We start from the raw sequence: 25,505 nt of genomic DNA, 5'->3' as shown, positions 1-25,505 counted from the left end.
TTGTCCGTCCCTGTCCCTGACAAGGGCCGACCGAACGGCAAAATCGCCCCTTACGTTAAGTAAAGGATTAGTTCGCGATTCAAGCAAGAAAAAACGTGGCAGTTGAACGCACTGGGCGCCGCGTCAGCCTTTTGCACCGCGCGATTGTTTACCCGAATTACCTGAATTACCCCGCGCGGACGTGGTTGTTGCTGGCGCGGGATCGGTGACAGGGGCAGCGCTCGGGGCCGAGGTGGTGTCGCTGGTCGCGGTATCCTGCGCTGTGCTGGTAGTCGTCGCCGTGTCGCTTGCCGTACCGGTCGAACTATCGGGTACCGATGCAGGCGCTGGCGCGGCGGCCTCCTGCGTGGCAAGGGTCGGGTCCATCCACGCCGCCGCGTCGCTATCGTCGGCAAGCCCGAGGATATGGCCGAATTCGTGCTTGAGCGCATCGACGAGGTTCAGCCCTTCGCTGCCGTCGAGCGACCAGCCATGCCCCGCCCCGTCCGCGTCGAGCGTTATCGCGCCCGCGGTCGTGTAGCCCAGCAGCGTGCCGTCGAGCGAGGCGATGGAAATCTGCACTGCTTCGAGCTTGGCGAGATCCTCAGCGCTCAGCCCCAGTTCCTGCGCGATCTCTTCCAGCGCCTGCGCCCGGGCCTCGGCCAGAAGGGCTTCATCGAGAACTGCGCCCTCCGGCGCGGTCGCAACCGTTTCTGCATGGAGCGCCTGCGCCGCCTCGATGGTCAGCGACCAGCTTTCCAACGTGCCGGTCTTGCGCTTCGCCCCGTCGACGATTTCCAGCGTCCAGACACCGCCCGACATCTTGCCCTCAAGCGCCGCCAGATCACCCGCCGGACGATAGGTCACGCCGTAAGGCGCGGCGGCACTGGTGATGCTCTCTCCCGCCGCATCGTCGAAGCGCGTATCGATCGCCGTACCATCAAGCGCCGCGAACAGTTCGATCCGCGTGCCATCCGGCGCGATCAGCGTGACGGTCAGATCACTCAGCCGCTCATGGATCAGGCTGAGGGTCACGTCGAGATCGGCGATCACCACATCCGAGCCGACATAGAGGCTCTGGGTCGTGACGCCCTGATCCGCAATCGCGATCGGACCTGCGGAATTATAGTCGTAGATCAGCGAGCCGGTGTCGGGCGTGAAATAGGCCGGGTCATTCGTGGCAAGGCGCACATCGTCGAAGCTGGCCGCGTCGAAGGCCATCAGCCCGACTGCACCGTCGGCGACGGGCGCGTAGAAGGCGTGGCCCAGAATTTCGTGGCCGTTGAGCGAGAGGCTGACAGTGCTGCGGGCGAGCGTGATCTCGACCTTGTTGGAATGTCCGCCATCGATGGCGATGTCGTAGCTCGCAGTTTCCACGAAGCCGTCGCGCTGCGTGTAATAGCCGATCGAGACGCGGTCGTTGGCCGTGTCGATCATGGCGTATTTGTAGCGCCCGTCCGTGTAGCTGTCGAAGACGAAGCCCGCGCGACCGTTGGTCTCGATCTGCGCTGCAAGCCGCGTGACAGAGGTCTCCGCGATCACCAGATCGGCGAGCGCGATGGCGGGGGCTCCTGCAGGCTGAGCATCCAGCGCGCCCGCATCGATCTGCCAAGCGGCGTCAGTGGCGAAGCGATCCGCGATGCCATCAGTGAAGTCCTCGGTCTCATCAAGGGTAAATTCCGGTGGCAGCACCTGTACCGCAATATTGTCGAGCTTCGTCACCGAGTTCTGCGCGCCGATCCCGACATAGCCCGAGTTCAGCCCGTGCGTGACGCCGTATTGATCGACTCGCGCGTCAAAGACATGGGTGAAGTATTCCTGCCCGTCGATCACCAGCGTCGCGGTCAGCCCGTTGATCGCAAGGAGCAGGTTATAGGGCGTGTCGGGCTTGGCCTGCACCGGGGTCTGCTCCAGCACGATCCAGCCATCGGCGGTGCGGATACCCATCTCGAACTTGTCGGTCGAGATGTTCACGCCCGCGAATTTGAAGTCGGTCGGCGACTGGTAGTCGAAGATCAGATAGGCGTTCGACTTCAGACCCGCCGTGGGCTTGCCGCCGACGATGGTCGCCTTCATCTCGAAATAGCTGGGTAGCGCGTCGCCGATATAGAAGACCGAGACAGCATCGCCGCCGAGCGTTTCCGGGCTCACCGCAAAGGCGCCGCCCTGAACTGTCCAGATCCCGCTATCGGCTGCGAAACCCTTCGCGTCCTGACCGCCGCCATTGCCGTTGAAATCGGCCGAGCGCAGCACGTCGCGGCGGCCGCCCGGGATGTTGCCCGGCTGCGGGTCATTCGGCGCGCCGGTCTGATCCTGCCACGCGTCGTCCTTCTGCATCACCAGCCCCAGCTCGCCCCACGGCTCGCCGTTGCGGTCGGCATTGTAATCGCCAGTATCGGCCGCGCGGGTGGGATCGGCGCCGTCGGAGGCCGAGAGATCGTAGAGATATTCCTGGATCTGCGGTGCCAGCGCACGGGAGATCGTGAAGGCACCGAAGGGCGCGAAGGGCACGATGTAGCTGTTGAACTCACCCACCCAGTCGATCAGGCGATCACCGCCAGTGTTGCCGATCATGATGTCGCGACCGGCACCGCCATAGACGATGTCCTCATAGCTCGACGACGTGTCGGGCGTGTCGTTCGCGCCAAGGGCCGAGCCATCCGCGTCGCGGGTATGGTCGTCATCGACATCGATCAGATCGTCGCCCCAGCCGCCATAGACATGGTCGCGCCCGGTGCCGCCGACGAGCCAGTCATTGCCCAGATCGCCGAAGATCACGTCATTGCCATCGCTATAGACCGGGCTGCCATCCTGTTCGAGCGTGCCGACCTGCGGCGCGCCCGGATCGGCCGGATCGAAGCTCGCGAAGAAGGCCAGACCGTCGACCGCCTCGGAGAGCGAGACGTAATGGCCAGCGGCGTCGATCACGATCACATCGCGCGGGTTGTATTCGTCATAGGCCGCGAACTCGCCCGCGTAGAAGGCGTTGTAGCCCAGCGCATTTCCTTGCGTGACCGTCGGATCGGTGGACCAGAACGGAACCGTGTAATCCGAGCGGACCAGCACGCCGGCCACACCCGGCGCCAGCGCGTCGTTCGGATAGGCGAGATACCAGGCCTCGGCCAGCGCCTCAGCGCCCGAGACCAGATCGTCGCCCGCGCCGCCATGCAGGAAGTCGTCGCCGAGGCCGCCATAGATGATGTCGTCCGCATAGGCCGGATCGAGCAACGGATCGTCGGTTTCGCCATCGGCGGTCAGGAAGAAGGGCGTGAGGTTCACGGTCTTCTTCAGCGCGCCCTGAACGTTGATATCGGCCTGCTGGATTTTACCCGGAGTCGAAATCGTCTCCTTGCTGACACTTGCGATCGCGTAAAGCGGCTCGTCGTAGCTCGAGGAATTGCGCGAGGTCCAGATGCGACCGTCGTCGCCCAGCACGCCGTCCTGACCGGTGCCGCCCGAAATCCAGTCGTGGCCCCAGCCGCCGATCAGATCGTCGTCCTGACCTTCGCCATAGAGCACGTCATTGCCGGTCATGCCGTAGATCGCGTCGTCGCCGCCCTCGCCGTGGATTTCATCCGCGCCGCCATTGTCGGCCAGCGCAGCCGCGCCCCAGACATCCGGGCCGCCGGTGTGATAGTCGAGCAGCTCGACCGCGCGCACCACCAGCCAGGCGTCGGCGTGATCCGCGCCGCCGACCGCGATACCCGAGGCCCGCGCCGGATCGAGCGTATCGTAGTTGAAGCCGAGGAAGCCGTTCGCACCGACCAGACGCAGGATGCGGCCGTTGTCGCCAAGGATCACATCGGCGTCGCGAGCATGGGCGTTGGCACCGCTCTGACCATAGTCGTTGCGGCTCAGCGTCACCGGATCGCCCTGACCGCCGAAGAGCATATCGGCACCGTCGGGACGGAAGGCCTCGGTGACATTCGCGGTCGCCAGCAGATCGAGGCTGAAGCCGTCACCGGTCGCGCGCGCGTCATGGATGTAGAGATCCGAGGAGCCGCCGATGATGTCGTCCTGACCGAGCCCGCCGAAGACGATGTCGTTGCCGCCATTGGCCTCGATATAGTCGTCGCCGTCGCGCGCGGCATTGATGCTGCGGGTCGGGTTCACGCTGAGCGTGCCGTCGGCAAGGCGCGTGGCGTAGCCGTTGTCGGTCGCGTCATAGGCGGTGTCATTAGGCAGCAGCCCACGGAACGTGGCCGAGCCGTCGCCCTGGATCGCATCGTCGCCGAGCTGGCCGAAGATCACATCGTCATCCGCACCGCCTGCGAGGTAATCTGCGCCGTAGAGATCAGTCCGGTTGGCCTCGGTCGCGTCGGTGTGATCGAAGAGGGCGATCAGCCGCTCTTCCACGCCGGTCGGGTTGGTCTGGGCCGCATCGCCCGCATTCGAGCCGGTGCCGTCATCGGCAGCGTCATAGATCGTCAGCGTGCCATCGGCGAGCATCCGGAAGCGCAGGCTCTCGGCCGCGTCGGTGCGGATCACGATGCCATTGTCGCCAAGGATCACGTCATTGTCGGTCGCATTCGGGTCGAGCGCCTGCGCATCCAGATCGAACCAGGCGCTGATCACCGGGCGATCCTCGAACAGTACCGCGCCGTTGCCGTCGATACGGTCCGCGCCGTCATCGCCGCCCGGACGGTTATGGCCGCCGATCAGGTCGTCGTCGCCATTGCCGCCGTAGATCACATCAGCGCCCTGCTGACCCAGCGCGATATCAGCGCCATCCTCGGCGAAGATCATGTCGCGCCCGCCGCCGTCGTTCTCGGTTCGCAGGATCGAGTAGAAGTCGAACTGCGTGGTGAGCTCGGTCAGGTTCAGCGGCAGCAGGCCTGCGTCCACGCCGCCACCCGGCTGCGCCACGATCCGACCGTGATCGCCGAAGACCAGATCATTGCCCGCACCCGCGAAGATCGTGTCATCCGCCGTACCGCCGATGATGAAGTCGCGGCCCGCGCCGGTAGCGATCAGATCGTTGCCGCCGATCATCGCGCCGGTGTCGGCATAGCGATCCTCGGTGGTCGCGATCTCGTCGATATCGGAGGCGTCTCCATCGAGGCCGACCCAGTCGATGAAGCCGGTATCGCCGATCACGATATTGCCCGCGTCATGCAGCGTGGCGTCGGTGTCGGTTGCGGCGTAGACCTCACCGACCTTCACGTTGATCGCGTCGCCGCCAGCTCCGCCCAGCACGATGTCATAGCCGATGCCCGCAAGGATCACGTCATCGCCGCCGATCTCGGGCGCGGTCGTCTCGATCAGGCCCAGCGTGATCGGCTGCGTGCCGAAGCGCGGCGCGTCATCCGTGGCGGCCACGATCCGGCCGTTGTCGCCCAGCACGATATTGTCGCCCTGCCCCGCGTCGACATAGTCGCCCGAAATCTCTTCGCCTTCGACGAGGATCGTCGCGGCGGTGGTTTCGCGGTCGCGCGAGCGGGTGCCGTCGATCAGCGCGTCGATGATCGTCTCGCCATCTTCACCGGCGAGCACGATATCGTCGCCCAGGCCCGTCACGATCCGATCGGAGCCGCCATAGGTCTCGGCGGTGGTGGCGATTTCGTCGATATCGGTGCGGTCGCCGTCAGCCGAAACGTAGTCGACAAACCCGCTGTCACCGATCACGATATCCGTACCGCTGTCGGTTGCGCCGTCGGTGGTGATCGTGTCGCCATTGACGCCGCCCAGCACGATATCGTCGCCGCCAAGAGTGGTGATCGTGTCCGCACCGCCGATGGTCGGGTCGATCGTGTAGATCAGCGAGGGCGCGACATCGGTACCGTCATTGACGTGATCCGGGCCGCCCGAGCCAAGCTTCAGCGCATAGCCCGTGCCATCCGCGGTGAGATAGTCGATCCGACCGCGATCGCCGAAGACGATGTCATTCGCGAGACCCGAGGTGATGCGGTCATCGCCCTGACCGCCGAAGATGATCAACGGCAGCGTGCTGAGTGCTGCATCGACGACATCGTCATCGGCGAATTCCAGATAGTCGCGGGCATAGCCCCAATCGGGCTCATAATTCGCGTCATGCGGACCTTGGGTGTTGAGCACGAAGGCCCCGTCCTCGCTCGCCTGCAGATCCACGGTCACATCGTCATTGCCCAGACCGGTGTTCAGAACCGTCAGCTCGCGGCCGCCTTCAATGTCACGCGCATGGGTGCCGTCGATGGCGATCGCATCGGCGCCGAAGCCGGTCCAGTAGGTGATGCCACCCAGGAAGTTGCCCGCCGCGTCCGCGCCATAGGTGATCGGCGCGGGCGCGATACCGACGACGAAGATCTCGTTGACGCTCGACAGCTCGGTATCGTCGCCCCATGCGGCGGCGGCGGCCAGCGCGGCATCGCGATCATCGGTGATTTCGGCGCGCAGATCGGTCGTGCCGTCGCCCTGCACCGTCGCCTCGTCCGAGATCATAAGCTTGTGGCGACCGGTGCCCGCTTCGATGTTGAGCATGCCTTCGATGTTCAGCAGATGGCCGGTCAGGAAGGTCGTGTCGGTGTCGAGCCCGAAGCCCGCCTCGGAGGAGACATAGATCCGCTCGTCCCCCGCGCCGAGGTTCAGCGTGGTATGGGCGGTGGTGCCGCGCACGTTGATCACGTCATTGCCTGCCCCCATCCCGATCTCGAGATATTCGACGCCGTAGTAATCGACACCGTCCATCCGGGTCTCGAGCGTGGCCAGATCGGCCTGGATCCCCAGCGGGCCGAGCAGATAGTCGAGCGCCGGGTCGCCGCCATTGACCACGACCGAAATCCGCTCGCCCGAGCGCGAGTTGATGACAAGCACCGTGCCCTCGACATGGGCGATGATGTTCGGACCCTGCGCATCCATGATCTGGGCTGCCAGCGCCGTGGCCACATCCGCCGCCGTATCCCCCGCCAGCGCGGTATAGGCGAAGGAGGACAGTGCGAAGTCGCCCGGGAAGGCATCGTCGAACAGCGGCGTCGCGAGATCGGTCAGATCGATGGTGAAGGTGTCGCCCGCGCTCGGCTCGGCGATATCGATGCGCGCCTCCAGCACATCGCCCGTCAGACCGCGCGTATCGACAGCCTCGACCGTGGTCTGGGCCAGCGCGCCTTGGAAGGTCAGGTAGATCGTGTCGCCGAAGCGGTCGACCGCGAAGTTCTTGGTGTAGGGCAGGAACGGACGGCTGTTATTCGGGTTCAGGATCGGCTCGAGGATCGCGGCGATCTCTTCGGCCGTCGCGTCATAGGCGATCGGGTCGGAGATCCGCAGATCCATGTTGCCCAGCACATCCGGCACGATGAAGGCCAGCGTGAAGGTGCCGCCCTCGGCCGCGATGGTGATCGCCTGCATCTGGTTCAGGCCCGGATCGGTGGTGCCCTTGATGACTTCGGTGACCTCGATATTGGCGGTGGTGTTCGCATCGCTGGTGATCCCGCTCGCATCGACGATCAGGTCGGGCAGATCAACGCCCCCGGTCGGGCCGCCGAAGATGACGGTGTAGATATAGCCGCTATCGGTCGCCTCTACGCTGACCTCCGCATCGGTGCCGTAATCGGCAAAGACCGTGTCGATCGCCGCTTTCATCGCCGCGGCATCCGCATCGAAGGCCACCGTGACCGGCGTTCCATCCGGCAGAGCCAGCGTGAAGCTGCCGCCGGTGCCGCGGGTCTCGATCTGGATACGCTCGGCCACCGAGGGCATATCGAGCCCGGCCACGCGCGCGCCGTCCAGCACGAGGACGTTGTCGTTCAGGTCGGCGCTGTCATCGAGGAGCAGACGGTCATTCTCGCCCGCGCCCATGTCGACGATCAGCAGGCCGGTGATCTGGTCGACCACGCCCTGATCGGAGCCGATATAGACCTGATCGTCGCCATTGCCGGTGCGGATAATCGTGTGACCGGCAGTGGTCTTCACGTAGATCACGTCATTGCCGTCGGCGCTGTCGATGATGGTCTTGCCGCGATGGGTGCTCTCGACCGTGAAGGTGTCGACGTTGCGGCCCAGACGGATATCGACCACTTCGAGGCCGGTATAGCTGACGCCGCCCGCGATCAGCTCGCCGCCGATATAGGTGTCGCCGCCCATTCCCAGACCCGAGAGATGGTTCTCGGTCAGCACGCCGCTGTCGATGGCCGGGCTCTCGTTGTTGAAGACGGTGAGCGTGTCGACCTGCTCGGCCTCGTCCACGCGCAGGTTCGGATTGACAGGCGCATAGGTGACTAGCGCGCCCGGATCGGTGTCGAACCCTTCCGGCGGCGTGCTTTCCAGCACCATCTGGCTGCCCGAGACGACCGGCGCATAGACCGAGGAAATCCGCGCCGCCAACCCTTGGGTGACCGAGCCGAAGCTGCCATCGGCAGTGACCGAAGCTGGCGTGGCCGCGCCGTTGATCGTCAGCGCCCAGCTCGCGCCGCTCACCGGCGGTTGGATCAGGTGGAACGCAGCCGTGGTCCAGTGGATATTCGCGTCGCTGTAGAGGCTCTGCACCGGCGCGCCGCCGATGGTCGAGGTCAGGCCCGTATAGGTGGTCACCGCGATATCGAAGGCGACCGCATCCGCGCGCTTCACATGCAGGCGGGTCTCGCCCAGCAGGTTCACGGTCGCCACCGCCTCGTATTCGGCCGAAGCGTCGATCAGCGCAGCCAGTTCGCGCAGCACGATCGAGCGATAGGCGTGCTCCGTGTCCGGCGTGTAGCTGAAGTCGGTGCCGTCGAGAGTCACGGTCACGGTTTCGAAGGCGGTCACGTCGCCCGCCAGATCGACCGAAGCCGTCAGCCAGTCGATCAGCGAAAGATCGCTTTGATCGGGGGTGCCGAAGAACCAGACATAGCCCTCTTCGACCGCATCCTGCGCGCCGACCATCAGCGAGAGCGTCATGCCCTCATCGTTGACGAGCGAGAGGATGTCTTCCGAGACGCTCGCGACATCGACACGGCCGCTCAGCGTGCCATCGGGATCGATGGTCGCGATGTCATAGATCGTGGCGGTGTCGTTGATGCGCGGATCGAAGCCGGGACGCTCGCCGTAATCGCCGTTCACATGGGTCAGCTCTTCGGGATCGATGGTGATCACCGTGCCGCCACCGGTCACCGTCCCGGTCACGCCATCGGCCAGCGGAATGTTCGTCTCGCCCGGCAGCAGCACCGGCACGCGCAGCGAGACGTCGGTATCGCTCTCGCCGCCGATGATCGAGACCGGGCCGCGGATCGAGTTCACGCGGTCGTTGAAGGCGCCGAAGACCTGCGCATCGCCGCCATCGACGATCGTATCGTCGAGCGCCAGCACGGTGACCTTCTGCGGGATCATCCAGTTGGCCGCATCGAACTCGACGAACTGACGCGCCACGATCTCGCCCGCCTTTTGGCCGCTGACCGAGGCCGAGGCCGCGTAATCCGCCTCCGGATCGGCCAGCTCGCGGATCGAGATAACCCGACCGTCGACGATCACCTCATAGGCGCGCGGATCGCCATTCGCGGTGGCCGCATCATTCGCGAGGTTGATCTGCGCACCCAGCGCGGCAGCGATGTTCGACAGCGACTGATCCGCGCTCACCGTGTGGGAGAAGCTCTGGCCGTCGAAGTTGACCGTCCAGACCTCGCCCGCCGTGGGCACGCCCATCATCTCGAATTCGAGGACATTGGCGAAGTTGAAGTCCTGCACGGTGCGGGTGTCGATGCTGCCCTGGCTGTCGCCCGCGATGCCGACCTCGACGAAGAAGCGACCGCTCGCTATCGCGATTTCGATCGCGCCATCGGCGGTGAGCATGGCGCTGTAGCCGGACACACCGCTGATCGCTGCGATCAGGCCCGCAGCAACCGCATCGAGATCGTCGCCCGCCTGAACTGTGTAGCTGACGATCTGGGCGCCAGCGCGTAGCGCCACATCGTCGAACAGCGTGACCTGCCAGGTCTCACCCGCGACCGCCTCGCCTGCCAGCGACAGCGCGGCGAGCGGGGCTGCGACTTGAACCTGTACCAGTTCGTTCTCGCCGAAATTCGCATCCGCGTTGAACGCGTCGAGCGAATTGTATGTGCGGGTCGGCAGCGGGGTCACATCGACGCGGACCGTGTTGTTGCCGTTCAGCGCACCGGTCAACACGATCGAGAAGCTGTCCACGACCTGCACATCGCCCGGCGCGCGTTCTGCCAGATCGGTCGAGCCACCCGTCTGGATGATCTCCACCGTCGGCGCGTCGTCATCGAGCACGGTGACATCGAGCGGCGCGGGCGCGAGATTGTCGCCGTTGCGGCCCACGACGTAGCTGTAGGGCGTGAATTGCTGCGCGAGTTCGGCATTGGTGATGTTGGTCCCGATCTCATAGGCGAGGCTCGTGCCCTCGGGGATGACGATCGGGGTCAGCGGCGCCGCGAAGGCGATGCGGGCAAGCTGCCAATGCGTCTTCGATTTAACCGCGTCCACGCTGACATAATCGCCGCCGATCGTGGTGCTCGCCGCGTCGGGGCTCGACTTGCGCAGCACTTCGATAGAGAAAGCCTCGATGCTCCCCGCGCCCGGGGTGCGGAAGATGAAGATCTCGCCCGGATCGTAGCTCGGCGGCGTGAGGCTGGCATCGCTCGCAATCGCGATCGAGGCATCTTCGCTGTCGAGCGGCAGCAGCGAGAACGCCGTGGACGAGGTCAGCGTGATCGCGCCATTGGCATCGACCACCGCCGTGATCCCGAGATTGGCTGCGTCGATCAGCGCCGCCAGCTCGTCGGAGATGCCCGCGATGCCGCCCAGCTCGTCGCCCGATTGCGAGGTGTAGCTTATGAGCTGCCCGTCGACGAGGATGGTCCAGGTCTTCGAGCCGCTGGTCGGGCTATAGATCGCGCCTTCGACCGAGGGCAGCAGCGTCGCTTGCAGATAGCCCGCCGAGGCCGAGTAATCGGCACCCGCGAACTGCGCGACCAGCTTGTTGACGATGTCGCTCATGGTGTCGCCGAATTCGGCGGTTGCCTGCACCTGCAGACCGTCGAGCTTGATGATCCAGGTCGCGCCATCGACCAGCGTGCCATCGGCGGCCAGCGTACCGTCCACCAGCGACGCGCCAAGGCGGAAGGCCACGATGTCGTATGCGCGCTTGCTGCTGGCCGCATCGACGCTCAGCTCATCGCTCGAGAACTCGAACGCGTCGCCCGAGATCGAGACATAGATGTCGCCGGTGGGTGTGAAGAGGTAGCCGGAGGCGGGATCGCTGGTTTCGATCAGCAGCTTGAAGGAGACGCCATCCGCCGCCGAAATGCTGCGCGTGGCACCCGTGCCCGTCATCGCCGCAGCCTGCTCGGCGTCGGCATTCACCAGCGTCGCAAAGGCATCTGCGATATCCGCAGCGGTCGCGGTCTGATCGAGGCGTGCATCGACCACGATCGTGCCTTCGGTGACGGTCGAGAGATCGGCCACCACTTCGCCGATTCCGACGCCGACCACGTAGTCGATCCCGCCCAGCGTGAGCGTGTAGATCTCGGACACCGCGGTATTCGGGCGCAGGATCGTCAGATCGGCAGCGGTGTAAAGCACCTCGGCGCTGCGCGGCTGGCTGATATCGCGGTTGATGTTCGCCGCGACCCCACCGGCCACGTCCGCATAGGTCGCACCAAGGAAGGCGTCGCGCGTATCTTCGAAGATCGAGGGCTGGATGCGAGCGTAATGCACACCCTCATCGGCGCTGTCGTTCACCGCCTCGATCGTCACGAATTTCGCGGTGTTCCAGTCGGAGCCGTCGAAGTTCACGACATTCGAGGACAGCGTCACGTTGCCATCGACCGCGAAGTTCACCTGCACCGGGCCGGTCGGCGCGCGGCTCAGCATCACGGCAAAGCCGTCATTTGCGGCAAGCGCCGCGGCCTCGGCCACGATCGTATCGCCCGCGAGATCGATGGCCGAGGAGTTGTCGACCGGGAAGATCAACAGCTCGGCCACTTCGTCGTCGATCACATCGACCAGCATGTTCGGCACGGCCAGATTGTCGAAACCGGTATCGTCGGCGCGGCTGTCGCCCTCGGTCACGGTATGGCGCAGCTGGACGATGCCGCGACCCTCGGCCACCAGATCGTTGATCGCGGTGACGGTCACGTATTGCGGCGTATCCCAGTTGGCCGCCGTGAAGTGCAGCACCGTACCCGAGGCCGAGCCGTTGACCAGCACACCCTCGGCACCGGCGGCCACATCGCCCTCGGTGCCCAGCGTCGGCGAGATCGTGATGTAGACGTCTTCGTCCGGCGCGCGCGACAATGCGATCGCGTAGCGGGTGACCGACATGGTCGGATCGGCTGTTGCGGCCTCGAAGACGCGCAGCACGCTGGAGCCCGCCTCGCCATCGGCGTTAAAGAAGACCAGATCGGGCGCGTCATTGTCCTTGATCTGCGAAACCGGATCCTGCGCCCAGATCGCCTGATAGCGCGGATCGGTGCTGTCGACCGTGGTCTGGATCAACCCGCTATGGCCGTTGAGGCCGTTCGACACGACGGTGATCGCGCCGCCCTCGGTGACACCGTCGAGATCCGAGCCGCCAAGGTTCACGCTATCCGAGCCCAGACCGCCCACGATCTCCAGCAGCACGCCCTCGGAGGTGCTCTCGATGAAGAAGGTGTCGTTGCCCTGCAGCGCATCGACCACCAGCTTCTCCATACCCGTGTAGGAGATGAACAGCCCGCCGCCATAGACGCCATTCTTGGTGATGACGTAGTCGTCGCCCATCTCGGTGCCGATCACGGTCATCGTGTCGAAGCCGTCGCCGCCATCGATGCGGACCGGCGCGTTCACCGCGTATTGGATGAAGTCGGCGCCCTGCCCGCCATTGATGTTGGTGAAGGGCGCGGCCGGGTCGTTCGGGTCGACGCGGACGAAGGAGCGGACCTGGAACGTGTCGTCGTCGGCCTCGCCATAGAGGAACAGCTCGGCCTTGTTCGAGTAGACGGTGAAGCTGTCCTCGCCGTCGCCGCCGCGGATCGTGGTGTCGAAGCTGACGCCGTTCGACAGAAAGCCGACTGTGACCTGCGTGGTCTCGTAATAGTCGATGCCGCTCAGGCCGTTATAGGGGTTCTGCTCGTCTCGGAAGGAGGCGAAGAGCTGGCCGATCTGGAACGTGTCGTCGCCCGCATCGCCGAAGGCCTGAACGCCCGCGAGCGTGTCGTCGAAGACGAAGAGGTCATTGCCCGCGCGCCCGAAGACCCGCAGATCGGCGTCGATGGCGGAGTTGTATTCCACCCGCTCGACCACGGTGTTGAGAATCGTGCCATCCTCGGCGATCGGCAGCGCCGCGACCACGCCTACATCGAGGTCATGATTGGCGCGGAACAGGAACAGGTCGCGCCCGTCGGTGCCGCGGATTTCGGCGCGGTCGATCCCGTCGAAGGCGGTACCGGTATCGAGGATGCGGATCGTGGAGTTGCCCGCGCTCGCCAGACCGATGTCATAGAGGTCGCTGCCCGCCTGACCGTCGATATCCAGCTCGAACCCGTCGATGCCGTTTAGGAAGGTCTGGGCGCCGTCGGCGTAGTAGTTGACCTGCACCAGATCGTTACCCGCCCCGAGGTTGAGGAAGGTGCGGCCCGAGATCTTCTCGATGGTGATCGCATCCGAGGTCGCATCTCCGGTCGCGGTCTCGTCGCCGGTGTTCAGCGTGGTGATGCCCGCATGGGTATCCGAGACGTGGAAGCCGTTATTGCCGTTGCTGAGCGACAGCTCCAGCTCCTCAAAGCCCGCATAGACCACGCCCAGCGTCATGCCGAGGCCGACGATCTCGGTGCCGCTGAGATAGCCGCCCTGATCGGGTAGCGTGTCGCCCGCATCGGACACGATCAGCGTATCGCCATGGTTCACGATGGTACCGTCGACCGTGTAGGTGACCGGATCGTTCGCGCCCGCATCGATCGTCAGGTAGCCGAAGAGGATCGCGTTCAGCGTGCCGTCATTGGCCAGCGGCGTGTCGGGATCGTCATCGGTGACGGTGACCGCGTCGTCGCCCGCGCCGGTGTCGATCGTAGTCGGGCCATTGATCGCGAAGACCTTGATGATATCGGCGCCGTCGCGGGTCTCGAGCGTCGTCACGTCGCGCTTGCCGGTCGACTTGAGGGTGACGTCGTTCACGCCGTCGCCCAGATCGACATTGACGTTTTCGAGCGCGATGTAGCGGATGCCCGCGGTCGCGGCGGTGAAGCCGTCCACGAAGATGAAGCCTTCGACCGCCGTGCGATCTTCCAGCCCGATCACCCCGTTGGTCGCGCCGGTATTGCCGCTGTCGTCGATGTTGAGCGTGTCACTGCCGCGATCGGCGAGGATCGGGCCGCTATAGGTGTCATAGGCGTCGATCTGGATCAGCGCGGCAATCCCCGAGAGCGTGCCGCCCAGCGGGGCGGTGCCCGGCTCCGACGAGGCGGCGGAGCCGAGGTTGATCACGTCGTCGCCGATGCCGCTGTTGATATAGATCGGCAGATCGGTCGCGGTGACGGCGATCACGTCGGACCCCTCGCGGGTATCCACCTCGATCACGTCGAGATTGCTGTGATCGATGCTGACAGCCGCCGCGCCCAGCACCTTGTTCGCCGCGTTGGTGTAGCGCGACACGGTCATCAGGCCCACCGACAGCGCGACGTAGTCGTCCCCCTGCGAGCCCAGATAGACCAGTTTGTCGGCGTCGGTGGTGCTGCTGTCCGTAATATGGACGGTGAAGCCCGAACCGAGCGGGGCCGCGATGATGTAATGCTCCAGATCGCCGCTCGCATCCGACCCCTTGTTGTCGAGCGTGACCGTGCCGTTGAAGGCGCTGACGCCGATGGCCAGACCGCCCACAGTGACCGAACCGCTTAGGTCGTTGACGACGAAGGTGTTGTTGACGCCGTCGCCGCCGGTCAGATAGACCGCCTCGAAGATGCCGTTCAGACGCTCCACCGTGGTCTGGCCCGCGCCAATACCGGAGGTGCTCCACAGATCGGCGTCGCCCGGCACCATCGCGCCATCGGTCGTGCCGTCCGCATAGGCCGTGGAACCATCAGCCTGGAAGACCTTGCCCACCAGGAACAGGCTCTCGTAGAGGCCCATATCCTCGCCCGCGAAGACCTCGATCAGCGTATCGGTCTCGTTCGCCTCTTCGGTGTCGCGGAAGATGTCGAGCCCCTCGCCGCCGGTCACGGTGTCCGAGCCCGCGCCGCCATCGATCACGTCGTTGAAGATCGAGCCGATGATCCGGTCGTTGCCGCCCTGCCCTTCCAGCGTCAGCGCGATCAGGTCATGGGTCAGTGGCGTCGCATTGGCCGGGTCGCCCGCTGCGACGGCCGGGCCGGCGGTGATCTTGTCATTGCCGCCCGCCGCCGAGATGCGCAACGTGTCGCCCTTGGCGCGGATCGTGTCGTCGAAGGTGACGGTCACGGTGCCGGTCGACCAGGCGGCGACGAGGGTGAATTCCTGATCGGCCACCGCACCCGCCTTCAGCGTGAAGGTATCGGCGCCACCGGTGCCGTTGAAGATCACCGCATCGGCCACACCGTCGCTCGCACCGTCGATCTCGGCCACATCCTTCGAGGGATCGGCGGATTCCACGACCAGATCGTCGTCGATGCGCATCGTGTTCAGATCGGTCTGGCCAAGGGGGTTGACCGTCAGCGTATCCGTGCCGCCAAGCAGATGGATGATCAGCCCCTCGACACCGTCGGCCTCAAACCCGCTGCCATCAGCGTCGAGCGCCTGCAGGATGCCGGAGTTGGCGGGCTTCTGGCCGACCGTGACCGTGTCGGGGTTGGCCGTGCCGTAAAGCAGTATTGTATCGGTGCCCCCGCCGCCGTCGATCATCTCGATGCCATCGGAGGCGAGATTGCGGAAGATGCGGTCATTACCAGTGCCGCCGTTGATCGTGTTCGCGCCGCCGCGACCATCGATCTCGTCCGCGCCGCCCTCGCCATCGATCACATCCGCTGCCGCGCCACCGATCAGGCGGTCCGCGCCGGTGCCGCCGTAGATCGTAGCGACGCCCGTGCCGTTCTGCAGCACCACGTCATCGCCACCGAGCGCGTAGATCGTGATCGGCACCAGCGCATCCGAGACGATCCGGTCATTCGCGCCCGAGCCGTAGATGATCGAGCCAGCCGCGACGCCGCTGCCGATGCTGATCTGATCGCCCAGATCGCCCGCAGTGCCGCCTTCGGAGGCCGAGTTGATCGTAACCTGACCGTCGCCCTCGTAGGCCACGGTATCGACACCCGCGCCGCCCACGAAGAGGATCGGCACGGCGACGCCGTCGCGCACGACCAGCAGGTCGTCGCCGGATCCGCCATAGCCGCGGATTTCATGGACGTGCTCAAAGACCTGCTCGCGGCCCGAATAGATCACGCGGATCGTCTGCGCGCCGTTCACGACCGGGGTGACGGCCTCGATGATATAGGTCTCGCCCGCCGTCGCTTCGCCGATGCCGCGCTTGGTATTCGCGTCGCCCATGTTCAGCACGAGGATCGTGGAGGTGTCATCCCAATCCTTGTAGGTGCCCGAATTGGTGTCGCCGTTCAGATCCCCCGCGAGATAGATCGGGGTCGGGAATTCGACATAGCCCACGGTGAAGGACATGCTTACCGAGACCTTCACGAAGAGCACCTTCACGCTCGCACTGGCCGAGATCACGATCGGCACGCGGCCGGTGCCGGTCGCGGTGGCCGAGAAGCTGATCGAAACCGTGGCCCAGCTGATGTTGAAGGCGCGTAGCGAAACCGAGGCCGAGCCCGACACACCGAGCTTGTAGACGTCCGCCGCATCGTCGAAGAGGTAATAGACCCGGATCGAGAAGTTGCCCGTCAGGCCGAAGCTGTTCGAGCCCAGCACGAGGCGACCGCTCAGCGAGAGGTCGAAATAGCCATCCGAGTTGAACCAGCCGTTCACGCTCATCGTGGCGAGGCCGAAGAAGTCCATGCTGGCATAGAAGTCCACGCGCCAGTCGTTCTGCACCACTTCGATCCGGAAGCCCGCGTCGAACTTGAGGACCTTCAGGAACTCGACCTTACCGCTGAGATCGAGCACGAAACTGCTCGCCTGCAGCACTCGGCCCGAGATCGTCACGTCGCGGCCGACCGTGTTGAGCATCAGCTTGCCGTTGGCTTCGATGTCGATCACCAGCGCGATATTGGCGTTGATGCTGACATCGAGGAGCAACGCGAGACCGTCGAGTTCACCAGTGCTGGAGTTGAAGAACAGCACCGCGCCACCCGCCGCCGAGACGTTGAGGCCCGCAAGACCGAAGGTCACGTCGAACTCGACGCGGAACTCGCTCGCGTTGAGGCCGATAAAGACGCGGCCCGAGGCGGTCGCGAGATTGATGAAGTTCACCGAGCCGACGATCTCGAGGCTGAAGCCCGAGGCCACGGTGACCGAGATCGTGCTCTCCTGACCGCTTGTATTGATGGTCGGGATCTCGAGGGTGCGCGCGCTGGAGAAGGTGTTGAGCTGGAAGGTCGCGTCGCCAGTCACGGTGATGACGCCCGCAAGGTCGAGGTTGAGATCGATTTCGGCATAGATCACCAGCCCGCCATCCGCGATCACGAGACCGCCGGTCAGACCGAATTCGGCCACGCCCACGAGCTTCGCCTGCACATCCAGCGTTGCGACCAGTTCGAAATCGGGCGCGGTGCCGATGCGGAAGGTGAAGACGCCCGTCAGTTCGATCACATCCGAGACGACCAGCGTACCGGTGACCTTCAGGAACAGCCCGTTCTCGACCGAGATCGTGCCGTAATAGAAGGTGCCATCCGTGTTGGCGGTCGCATCGCCCGCAAGAACCAGAGCGTCATATTCGCTCTGCGTGACGATCGTGTAGCGATCCTGCGTCGTCGCGTAGGTGTTGAATTCGAGCATGATCGAGAGCGACCCGCCAAGGCTGACGCCCGGAAGCTCCAGCCCGCCGACCAGCGACAGCTGCGCCCGCCCGACCACGCCCGGATCGCTCGCGCCGATATTCGCCTCGAGATAGAGCATCCCCTCGACCGCGCCGAAGTTCTCGATCCGGCCGGAGACTGTCCCTTGGATCGTCACGGAGTCTCCGGTGCCCGTCACCGACAGGAAGCCGTTCAGCGTCACCGTATCGAAGAGCGTCACCGAGCCGCTGATCTGGACCACGAAATAGGCGCCCGCGGATTTCGTCGTATCCGGCTCGTTCTGGCCCAGGATCGGCGGACGGTCGAAAATCTCGAAGGTCGTCGGCACGTTCACGGGCAGGAACGGCACGAGCGCGTCGGGCACATCGAAGACCTGGTTGATGCCGGTGGTGTTGAAGAGCACCATCACCTCGGCCTCGAAACGGAAGATATCCGCCGCGATATTGCCGAAGCTGCCGGCATTGTTCGCCGCAGCCGTGCCGCTGCCGCCGTCGACATCGCCCACACTCAGTTCGAGCGACAGGCTGCCCGCAACACCGAAGGCGCTGCCCGGGGCGGTGCCGAAGTCGATGATCAGAAGACCGACAGCCTGACCAGAAATCACGTTGAAGACGTTGGCGCTTGCCGCGACGAAGACCTCGACCCGGTCTTGCGAAATCTTCAGGTAGAAGGCGCCGGTCAGCTCGGCATAGACGTTGACGCTCGTGTCGACATCCGGGTCGTTCGCGTTCTGATCGGTCAGCTTGATCGCGCCGCCGATATAGAAGACGACCGAGTTGCGCGACAACTCGTAGGTCTGGTCTTCGGAATGCAGCGTCGCGGTGCCGTCGAGGCTTTCGATGAAGTAGATCGACCCGCCATCGGTGATCCGCCAGCGCGACTGGGTGTTCAGTTCGCGCACCAGTTCGATCTTGGCCTCCGAGCTGAGCGTGACGCCGAACTGGGCGAAGGTCGTGCGCACTTCCGTGCTTATCGCCTGCTTCTGGTAGAAGCCTTCGTTGGCCTGGCTCGGCAGCGCGCCGAGATCCGCCACGGCCACCGTGTCATCACCGCCAGCGGTGCGCTCAAGCTGATCGCCGAGGATGCCTTCGAGCGACAGGGTCTCGACCTTGTCCTCGCCCGACATGTTGATCATCAGGGTCGCGTTGCCCTTGATCCAGACGCCGTATTCGTTGAGCGCTTCGAAGTTCGGCTGGATGGTGGCCACGCCCCAGAACTGCGGCAGGCCGCTCGACAGGCCGCCCGTTTCCAGCACGAAGCGCGCCGCGGCCGAGCCGATATTGCCGAGCTTGTAGACCTCGATCGTGCCCGAGGCTTCGAGCGCGAAGCGGAAGACCTTGGAGCCGTCGGCCTTGATGTAATCGCCGAAGGTCAGTTCGGCCTGGGCGCTCAGCTTGATCAGCGGCTCGTCGGTGATGCCCGCCGAGTTCAGCGTGATCGAGCCGGAGACGCGGATGAAGAAGACGCGGGTGGTGGCCGGGTCGGCATCGGCGCCGGGCTGGCCGCCTTCCTGCATCTGGTCGATGACGCGGAAGCTCTGCTGGCTCGCACCACCCTCGTTGCCCTGCAGGTCGGACCAGCTGCCCTCGTTGAAGGAAACCGTGACCGTGCCGAGGCCGAATTCGCGCGAGACATAATAGCGGAAGGTGCCGTCACCCATGTCGGTCGGGGTGAGATCCAGCAGATCGAGGTTGGCCCCGCCTGTCCCGCCGAAGGTGAACTCGTCGCCGTCGATCGTCGCCGCGTCAATCGCATAGAGCGCGTTGAGGCTCGGATCGCCCAGCGTGTCGAAGGTGATGTCGATATAGGAAGCGGTGTCGGTGGGCTTGATCGAGAGCGTCGTCGGATCGATCGCCTCGGAGGCAGCGGTCCCGTAGGTCCACGCACCCGCCGCATAGGTCAGGGTCAGCACCGCGCCGTCGGCGGCGTCGGCGGTGTCGAAGGTCACAGCGAACTCGCCTGGGGGACCGCGGGCTTGGATCCCCGTGATCGTGATCGAGTTGCCGTCGATATCGGTCAGCGTGAAGTCCGTGATCGCAAGGCTGCTATCGGTCAGCGTCTGGCTCGTGCCGAGCGAGAGCGCCACATAGGTCGCCGTCGGCGCACTGGCACCCAGACCGATCTTGCCGGTCGTCACCACCAGATCTTCGCTATTGGTCGCGGTGATCGCCTTGATGGTGCCGCCATCGGTGCCGAGCCAGTCGAAGCTACCCGAGATGAATTCGACCGAGACGTTGTCGTCGAGGTTCGAACCCGCGAAGTCGCCCAGGTACCAGATGCGGAAGATCGGGTTGCCGTTCGCGTCGTCGCCCATGTAGGTCGGCACCTGGCTGTCATCGACTTCGATCGTGTAGCCCGTCGCGCTCAGGATAACCTCGGCGCCCGCATCGGTGATGCTCTCGAGATCGATGCCGGTGGCGTAGCTCGGCAGCTCGAAGGTGACGTCGACGAAACCGCGCTCGTTCAAGGGCGCCTGCCCCACCGAGGCGCCTTGGACCGGGTCGGTCAGGCTCGCACCGAGTTGGACGAGACGGAAGCTCTGGGTCTTCGCGTCATTGTCATAGCTGCCCGAACCGAAGCTCGCTGCGGCATAGTCGACCTGCACCGAGCCTGCGGTGAACTTGCCCGAGAGGAAGTAGCGCACGGTCAGTCCGTCGCCCACGACCAGCGCCGAGGAAACGGTGACGCCATTGGCACCCGCGCCCGAGAAGCTGATCTCGTCGCCCAGAGTGCCGAAGTCGATCTCGTCGCCATAGGTCGGCGTGTAGCGCACGTCGATGAAGGCCACCGAAAGCGTGCTGGCATCGAAGGACACCGGGCCGGTCGCATCGTCGGCCGTGCCATCGGCGCGCAGAACCGTCGGCTGATCCTCGATCGTCGCGATGCGCGAGATCGTGGTGTTCGCCGCAGCCGCGCCGGTGGTGAAGTAGCGGAAGATATAGTCGCCCGAGGTCGCCTGCGGGTTCAGCCAGACCGGGGCGAGTGTATCGTCGAAGGTGATCGAACCGCTGCCGCCGAAGGTGAATTCCGGCGCGAGATCGGTGATCGAGCCCACATCGAGCGCGCCGCCGACCGGACGCTCGAAATGCAGGTCGACATAGCCGCGCCCGTTGACGTCACCGAGCCCCGTGCTGCCCTCGTTCGCCGGATCGACCAGATCGCCCTGCGGGCCCGAAACGGTGAAGGACAGCGTCTGGACACGGTTCTTGGCCGCATCGCCGAAGCTGTTCGCCGCCAGCGTCACGTCATGGCTGCCGATCCCGAGCGAGCCGTCCGCGAAGACGCGGATCGTGCCGCCCATATCCATCAGCTCGGTGATTGTCAGGCCGGTCACGGTGACGTCGCCGATCGCCAGTTGATCGGTGATGTCCTCGCCGTAAGCCCCGCTCAGTGCGATATCGAAATAGGTGCGGTCACCCGGCAGGTTGGCGGTGCTATCGGCCGTAGGATAGGTCGAACCGCTCTTGACCACGATGGTCGGAGCGCTTTGCGCTGTCGTCGCAAAGAAGGAGATCGAGGTGATATCCAGCGTCAGCGTGATCGTCTGCGGATAGAGATCGCCGGTGAGCGACGCGGGCTGCGCCGAGTTGGTCTCATCGATGAAGGTCTGCAGCGAGTAGATGAAGGAGATCTTCGTCGGATCATTCGCATCGTTTTGCAGCAGCGCCGGCGCACCCTCGCCCAGTTCGACACGGAAGGTGCCGCCGCTCAGGCGCGAAGTCTCTACCGTGTCGGTCTGCACGGCGAACTCGGCGGCGAGGTCGAGCACCGAAGCCGGGTCGAGCACGTAGCCCGCCGGGATATTGGTGAAGGTGATCTCGACCGAACCCTCGGTGATCTCGAGATTGGCCACCACGCCCAGACCGTCTTCGCCGCTCTTGATCTCGGGGTCAGTCGTCGGGTTCGCGCTGTCGGAATAGTGGTAGGACCAACCCTGTTCGACCGCGGAGATGGTGAGATCGCCATAGGTCTTGCTGCTGTCGAAGCTGCCGGTGAGCCAGTAGCGATAGACCGGGGCCGCGTCGGTGCCGCCCACGCGGACCGGGGCCACACCATCGTCGATCTGCACAGTGCCGAGGCCCGCGCCGCTCAGCGTGAACTCCGCACCGCCATCGGTGATCGAGGCCGCGTCATAGACGAAATCGCTGTCGGGCACGTCCGGGAACTGGATGTCTATATAGTTGCGGCCGTTGAGCAGGTTCACGTCGATCGCGGCGCCCGCGCCCGGATCGGCCATGATTGCGGTCGCGCCTTCGACGGTGATGACGCTGTCACCGGTGGCGCCTGCATTGCCCGCCGCATCCTTCCATTCGCCGTTGAAGGTGAGCGTGTAGGTGCCCGGTGCGAAGTCGAAATTCGCTGTCGTGATGGCATAGGCGAATTGCGTGATGCCCTCTTTCTTGAGCAGCGCATAGAGTTCGGCGCCATTGCCGGGCAACGCGTGGTCATAATCCGCACTGTCGGACGCGACGATCCGGCCCTCGGCATCGAGACCGAGCTTCTTCAGGCTCGCCGTGCCGTCGGCGTTCATGAACATAGCGACCGGGTCCGGCGCGTTGGAGATATCGATCGCGGTGTTGGCCGTCGTGCCATCCGCATTACCGGTGCGGGTCAGCGTGAACTCGGCTCCGGGATCGAGGATCGAGGCGTAATCGAGCGAGCCGCTGCCCGCCGGATCGAAGGTCACGATGATACGCTGATCGGCATTGGCGAGGTTCACGTCGACGGTGTAGCCGTCGCCGTCCAGCTGATAGGGCGCGCTGAGCGAGGCTTCGGGCTCGACCACCGAGAACACGGCATCGGGCGTGACGGTGTTGTTCTTGCCGGTCTGGCTGACCCAGGTGTCCGCGGCGAAACGCACGGTGTAGTCGCCAACGGCGAGTTGCTTGTTCGTCAGGTCGGGGTCGGAAGTATCGATGAAGTAACGCACCTTGCCGCCGCCGATCGCGATGGCCCCAAGGATGTCGATCTCGTCGCCATTGTCATTGAACAGCTTGAACGGCGCCACCGCATTGGCCGCGATCGCGGCGAGAGTCTCGGCGGTGATCTCGCCGCCGATCTCGGCGATGAATTTGATATCGACCCACGGGCCCGCGACAGCCGGGACGCCGCTCTGGATCGAGGTGTCCTCGGGCGCATAGACCGTCTGGTTCGTCGCGGTCTCGGTGTAGGACCAGGCCTGGAACAGGAATTCATACGTTACCGAGTCCACATTGCCCGAACCGGTCAGCCAGAAGCGGAACGTGTCGTCACTGACCTGCGCAGGCGCCTGCGTGTTGTCGAGAGCGAAGTCACCACCCTTGATCTCGAATTCCGGCGTCAGGTCGAGAACCGAGGCCGCATCCACCGTCGCACCGTTCACCGTCGGGAAGGTGATGTCGATATAGGCGCGCTCGTTGAAGTTGCCGACGCCGGTGACGCCACCATCGCTCGGCCCGTCAAGGCGCTGCGTCGGCGTCGCGGCCTGCTCTTCGACCACGGCGAATTGCGTGGCCTCGCCAAGGATGTCCTTGAAGCCGAACTGCAGCGAACCCTTGATCGTCAGCAGATCCAGCTGATCTGGAATCTTCACAAGCAGAAGGATTGTCGCCTCGCCGGACGCGATCTTCGACAGGTTCGCGTAGAGCCGCGCCGAGAGCGACAGGTTGTCGGCGGCGAAGTTGAGTTGGCCGATCACGAGGATCTTGCCGTCGGTCGAGATCTTGATCGTGACCTGACCGTTGAACACCGCCTGCGAGGTGTAGATCGAATAAAGCTTGGCCGAGCCGGTGATGATCATCGGCGAGGTGAAGGCCGCAGCAAACCCGCCGCCCGCCGCCGAGCCGTTCTGGATCGCGATATACTGGTTCACCACCTGCTGCTGCACCGAGTTCAGCCAGTCATCGACCGAGACGTTCAGCGGGAGCGCGAAATCGGGACCGTTGAGCTCTTCGGGATCGGTGATGTCGGGCAGCGACTTGAAGAAGTCCACCCCGCCGGTGAAGTCGTTGATCGCAAGGCCCGAATTCGGCTCGAGCAGGATACCGCCGGGAACCGAACCCGAGACCAGGACGCCCAGCGGGCCCAGTTCCGACAGCGCGAAGCGGATGGTGAAGCCGCCCAGGCCCGAGAACGAGAAGCCCGCCTCGACCCCGATAAAGAAGATGCGATCTTTCACTGGGGTGGTCAGGTCGAAGGTGGAGAGCACCTGATTGCCGTCGCCGATCCGAATGATGCCGCCGATCAGCGCCCCCTCGATTTCGCCGCCGAACGCGTTGCCGCCGATCTTCACGCCGATCGAGTCTATGCCGATTATCGGGAATTTGCCTTCCAGCAGAAGGCCCACATCGATGCGGATACCCTCGACCGTGCCCTCGAAGGTCAGCCCGTCATAGCCCTGCAGCCCGGTGATCGACGCCGACAAGGTCAGGACGAAATCGCTCGGGTCGGCCTGAATGTCGGGCCATTGCACGCCGATCTCGGTGATCTTGATCGGCAGCCAGCTCGGCCATTTGAAGTTCGCCCCGGAGGCGCCGCCCACGCCGATGAAGACGCCGAAGCCCTGCTTGGTGACGAAGGTGCCGTCGCCGAGGAAGGCGAACTGCCGCGCCTCGCCCGAGAGGTTCAGCGAACCGATCTTCAGTTCCGCGCCGATCGACACGAAGCTGATCAGCTCCTCGTCATCGGCTGCCCCGGTGTCGAGCGACAGGCCCACACCCTTCAGCTTGAGGACCGAGCCGATATTGATCTCGAAGGTGTCGAGCTCGAAGATGAAGCCGTCGACCACGCCATCGGTGAAGGTCAGGCCCGCCTTCAGCGCCAGCGTGTCGTTCACATCCTCGCCCGAGACGCGGTCGGTGACCTTGGCGTTGATCGCCTTGCCCGGCGCGAAGGTCGCCCCGCCAGAGCCGACATAGATCGTGCCGTCGAAAGTCACCTCTTGGCCGAAGATCAGCGAGAAGTCGGTGACGCCGATGCGCAGATCGTCGAATTCGAGGATCGAGCCGAACTTGATCTTGCCGGTCGCGCCGTCGGTGCGCTGGACCGCGCCGGTGCCGGTGCCCGAGCCCGCGCCGGTGCCCGAATAGATGATCTCGCCGCGCCCGATGCGGAAGCCGTTGTCGTAGATCGTGAGGCCGCGCACGCCCTCAAAGGTCGTGATCTGGCCCGCGATACCGAATTTCGGGAAGGTGACCTTGATCGTGTCGATCTTGATGATCTCCTGCCCCGCGCCCTCCGGCGTGCCCGCGACCGGAGTTTCGGGCGCCGTCCAAGAGGGATCGTATTCGACCTTGATGCGGTCGGCCTCGAAGAGGACCACATCGGGGATCGAGCCCGTCAGCTTGTCGGCGGTGATCGACCATTTGCCGGTGAGCGAGACGACCGGATCGTCGCCGCCGCCCGAAATCACGCCCATCACATCGATGCCGATATCGAACTTCACCAGCAGGTTGGTAAGGGTGATCTGGGTGCCGCCGCTATTGGTCTGGGTGCCATCGGCATTCTGGGTCGCGGTGCCACCGAAGGCGAGCGAAGCGCTTTCCGCTCCGACCGAGATCGTCAGGACCAGCAGACCGTCCTTGAAGCCGAGCTTCGCAAGACCGACCTTCGGCGCGAGGATCGAGACCGGACCGACCTTGATCGGGGTCGCAGCCTCGGCCGCCGGCAGTTCCTGCACCTTGAAGATCTGCACATAGGCGGTGGTCTTCGCGGGCGACGCGACCG

Annotated in this window: 1 protein-coding gene (only partly in view); it reads right to left on the bottom strand. The window is 64.6% G+C overall.

Annotated features, from left to right (window positions below; genetic code table 11):
• Positions 1 to 123: 123 nt before the first annotated feature.
• A protein-coding gene (locus BMG03_RS07450; RefSeq protein ID WP_157771567.1) for a matrixin family metalloprotease crosses the window boundary here: on the bottom strand, positions 124 to 25,505 show its 3' portion. 12,847 nt of this gene lie beyond the right edge of the window; only the last 25,382 of its 38,229 coding nucleotides appear in the window; its start codon lies off the right edge, out of view; the stop codon is at positions 124 to 126.

The sequence above is a fragment of the Thioclava nitratireducens genome (genome assembly GCF_001940525.2).
Taxonomy (GTDB): domain Bacteria; phylum Pseudomonadota; class Alphaproteobacteria; order Rhodobacterales; family Rhodobacteraceae; genus Thioclava; species Thioclava nitratireducens.
The sequence above is the reverse complement of the archived record's forward strand: the minus strand, read 5'-3'. Positions and strand labels throughout refer to the sequence as shown.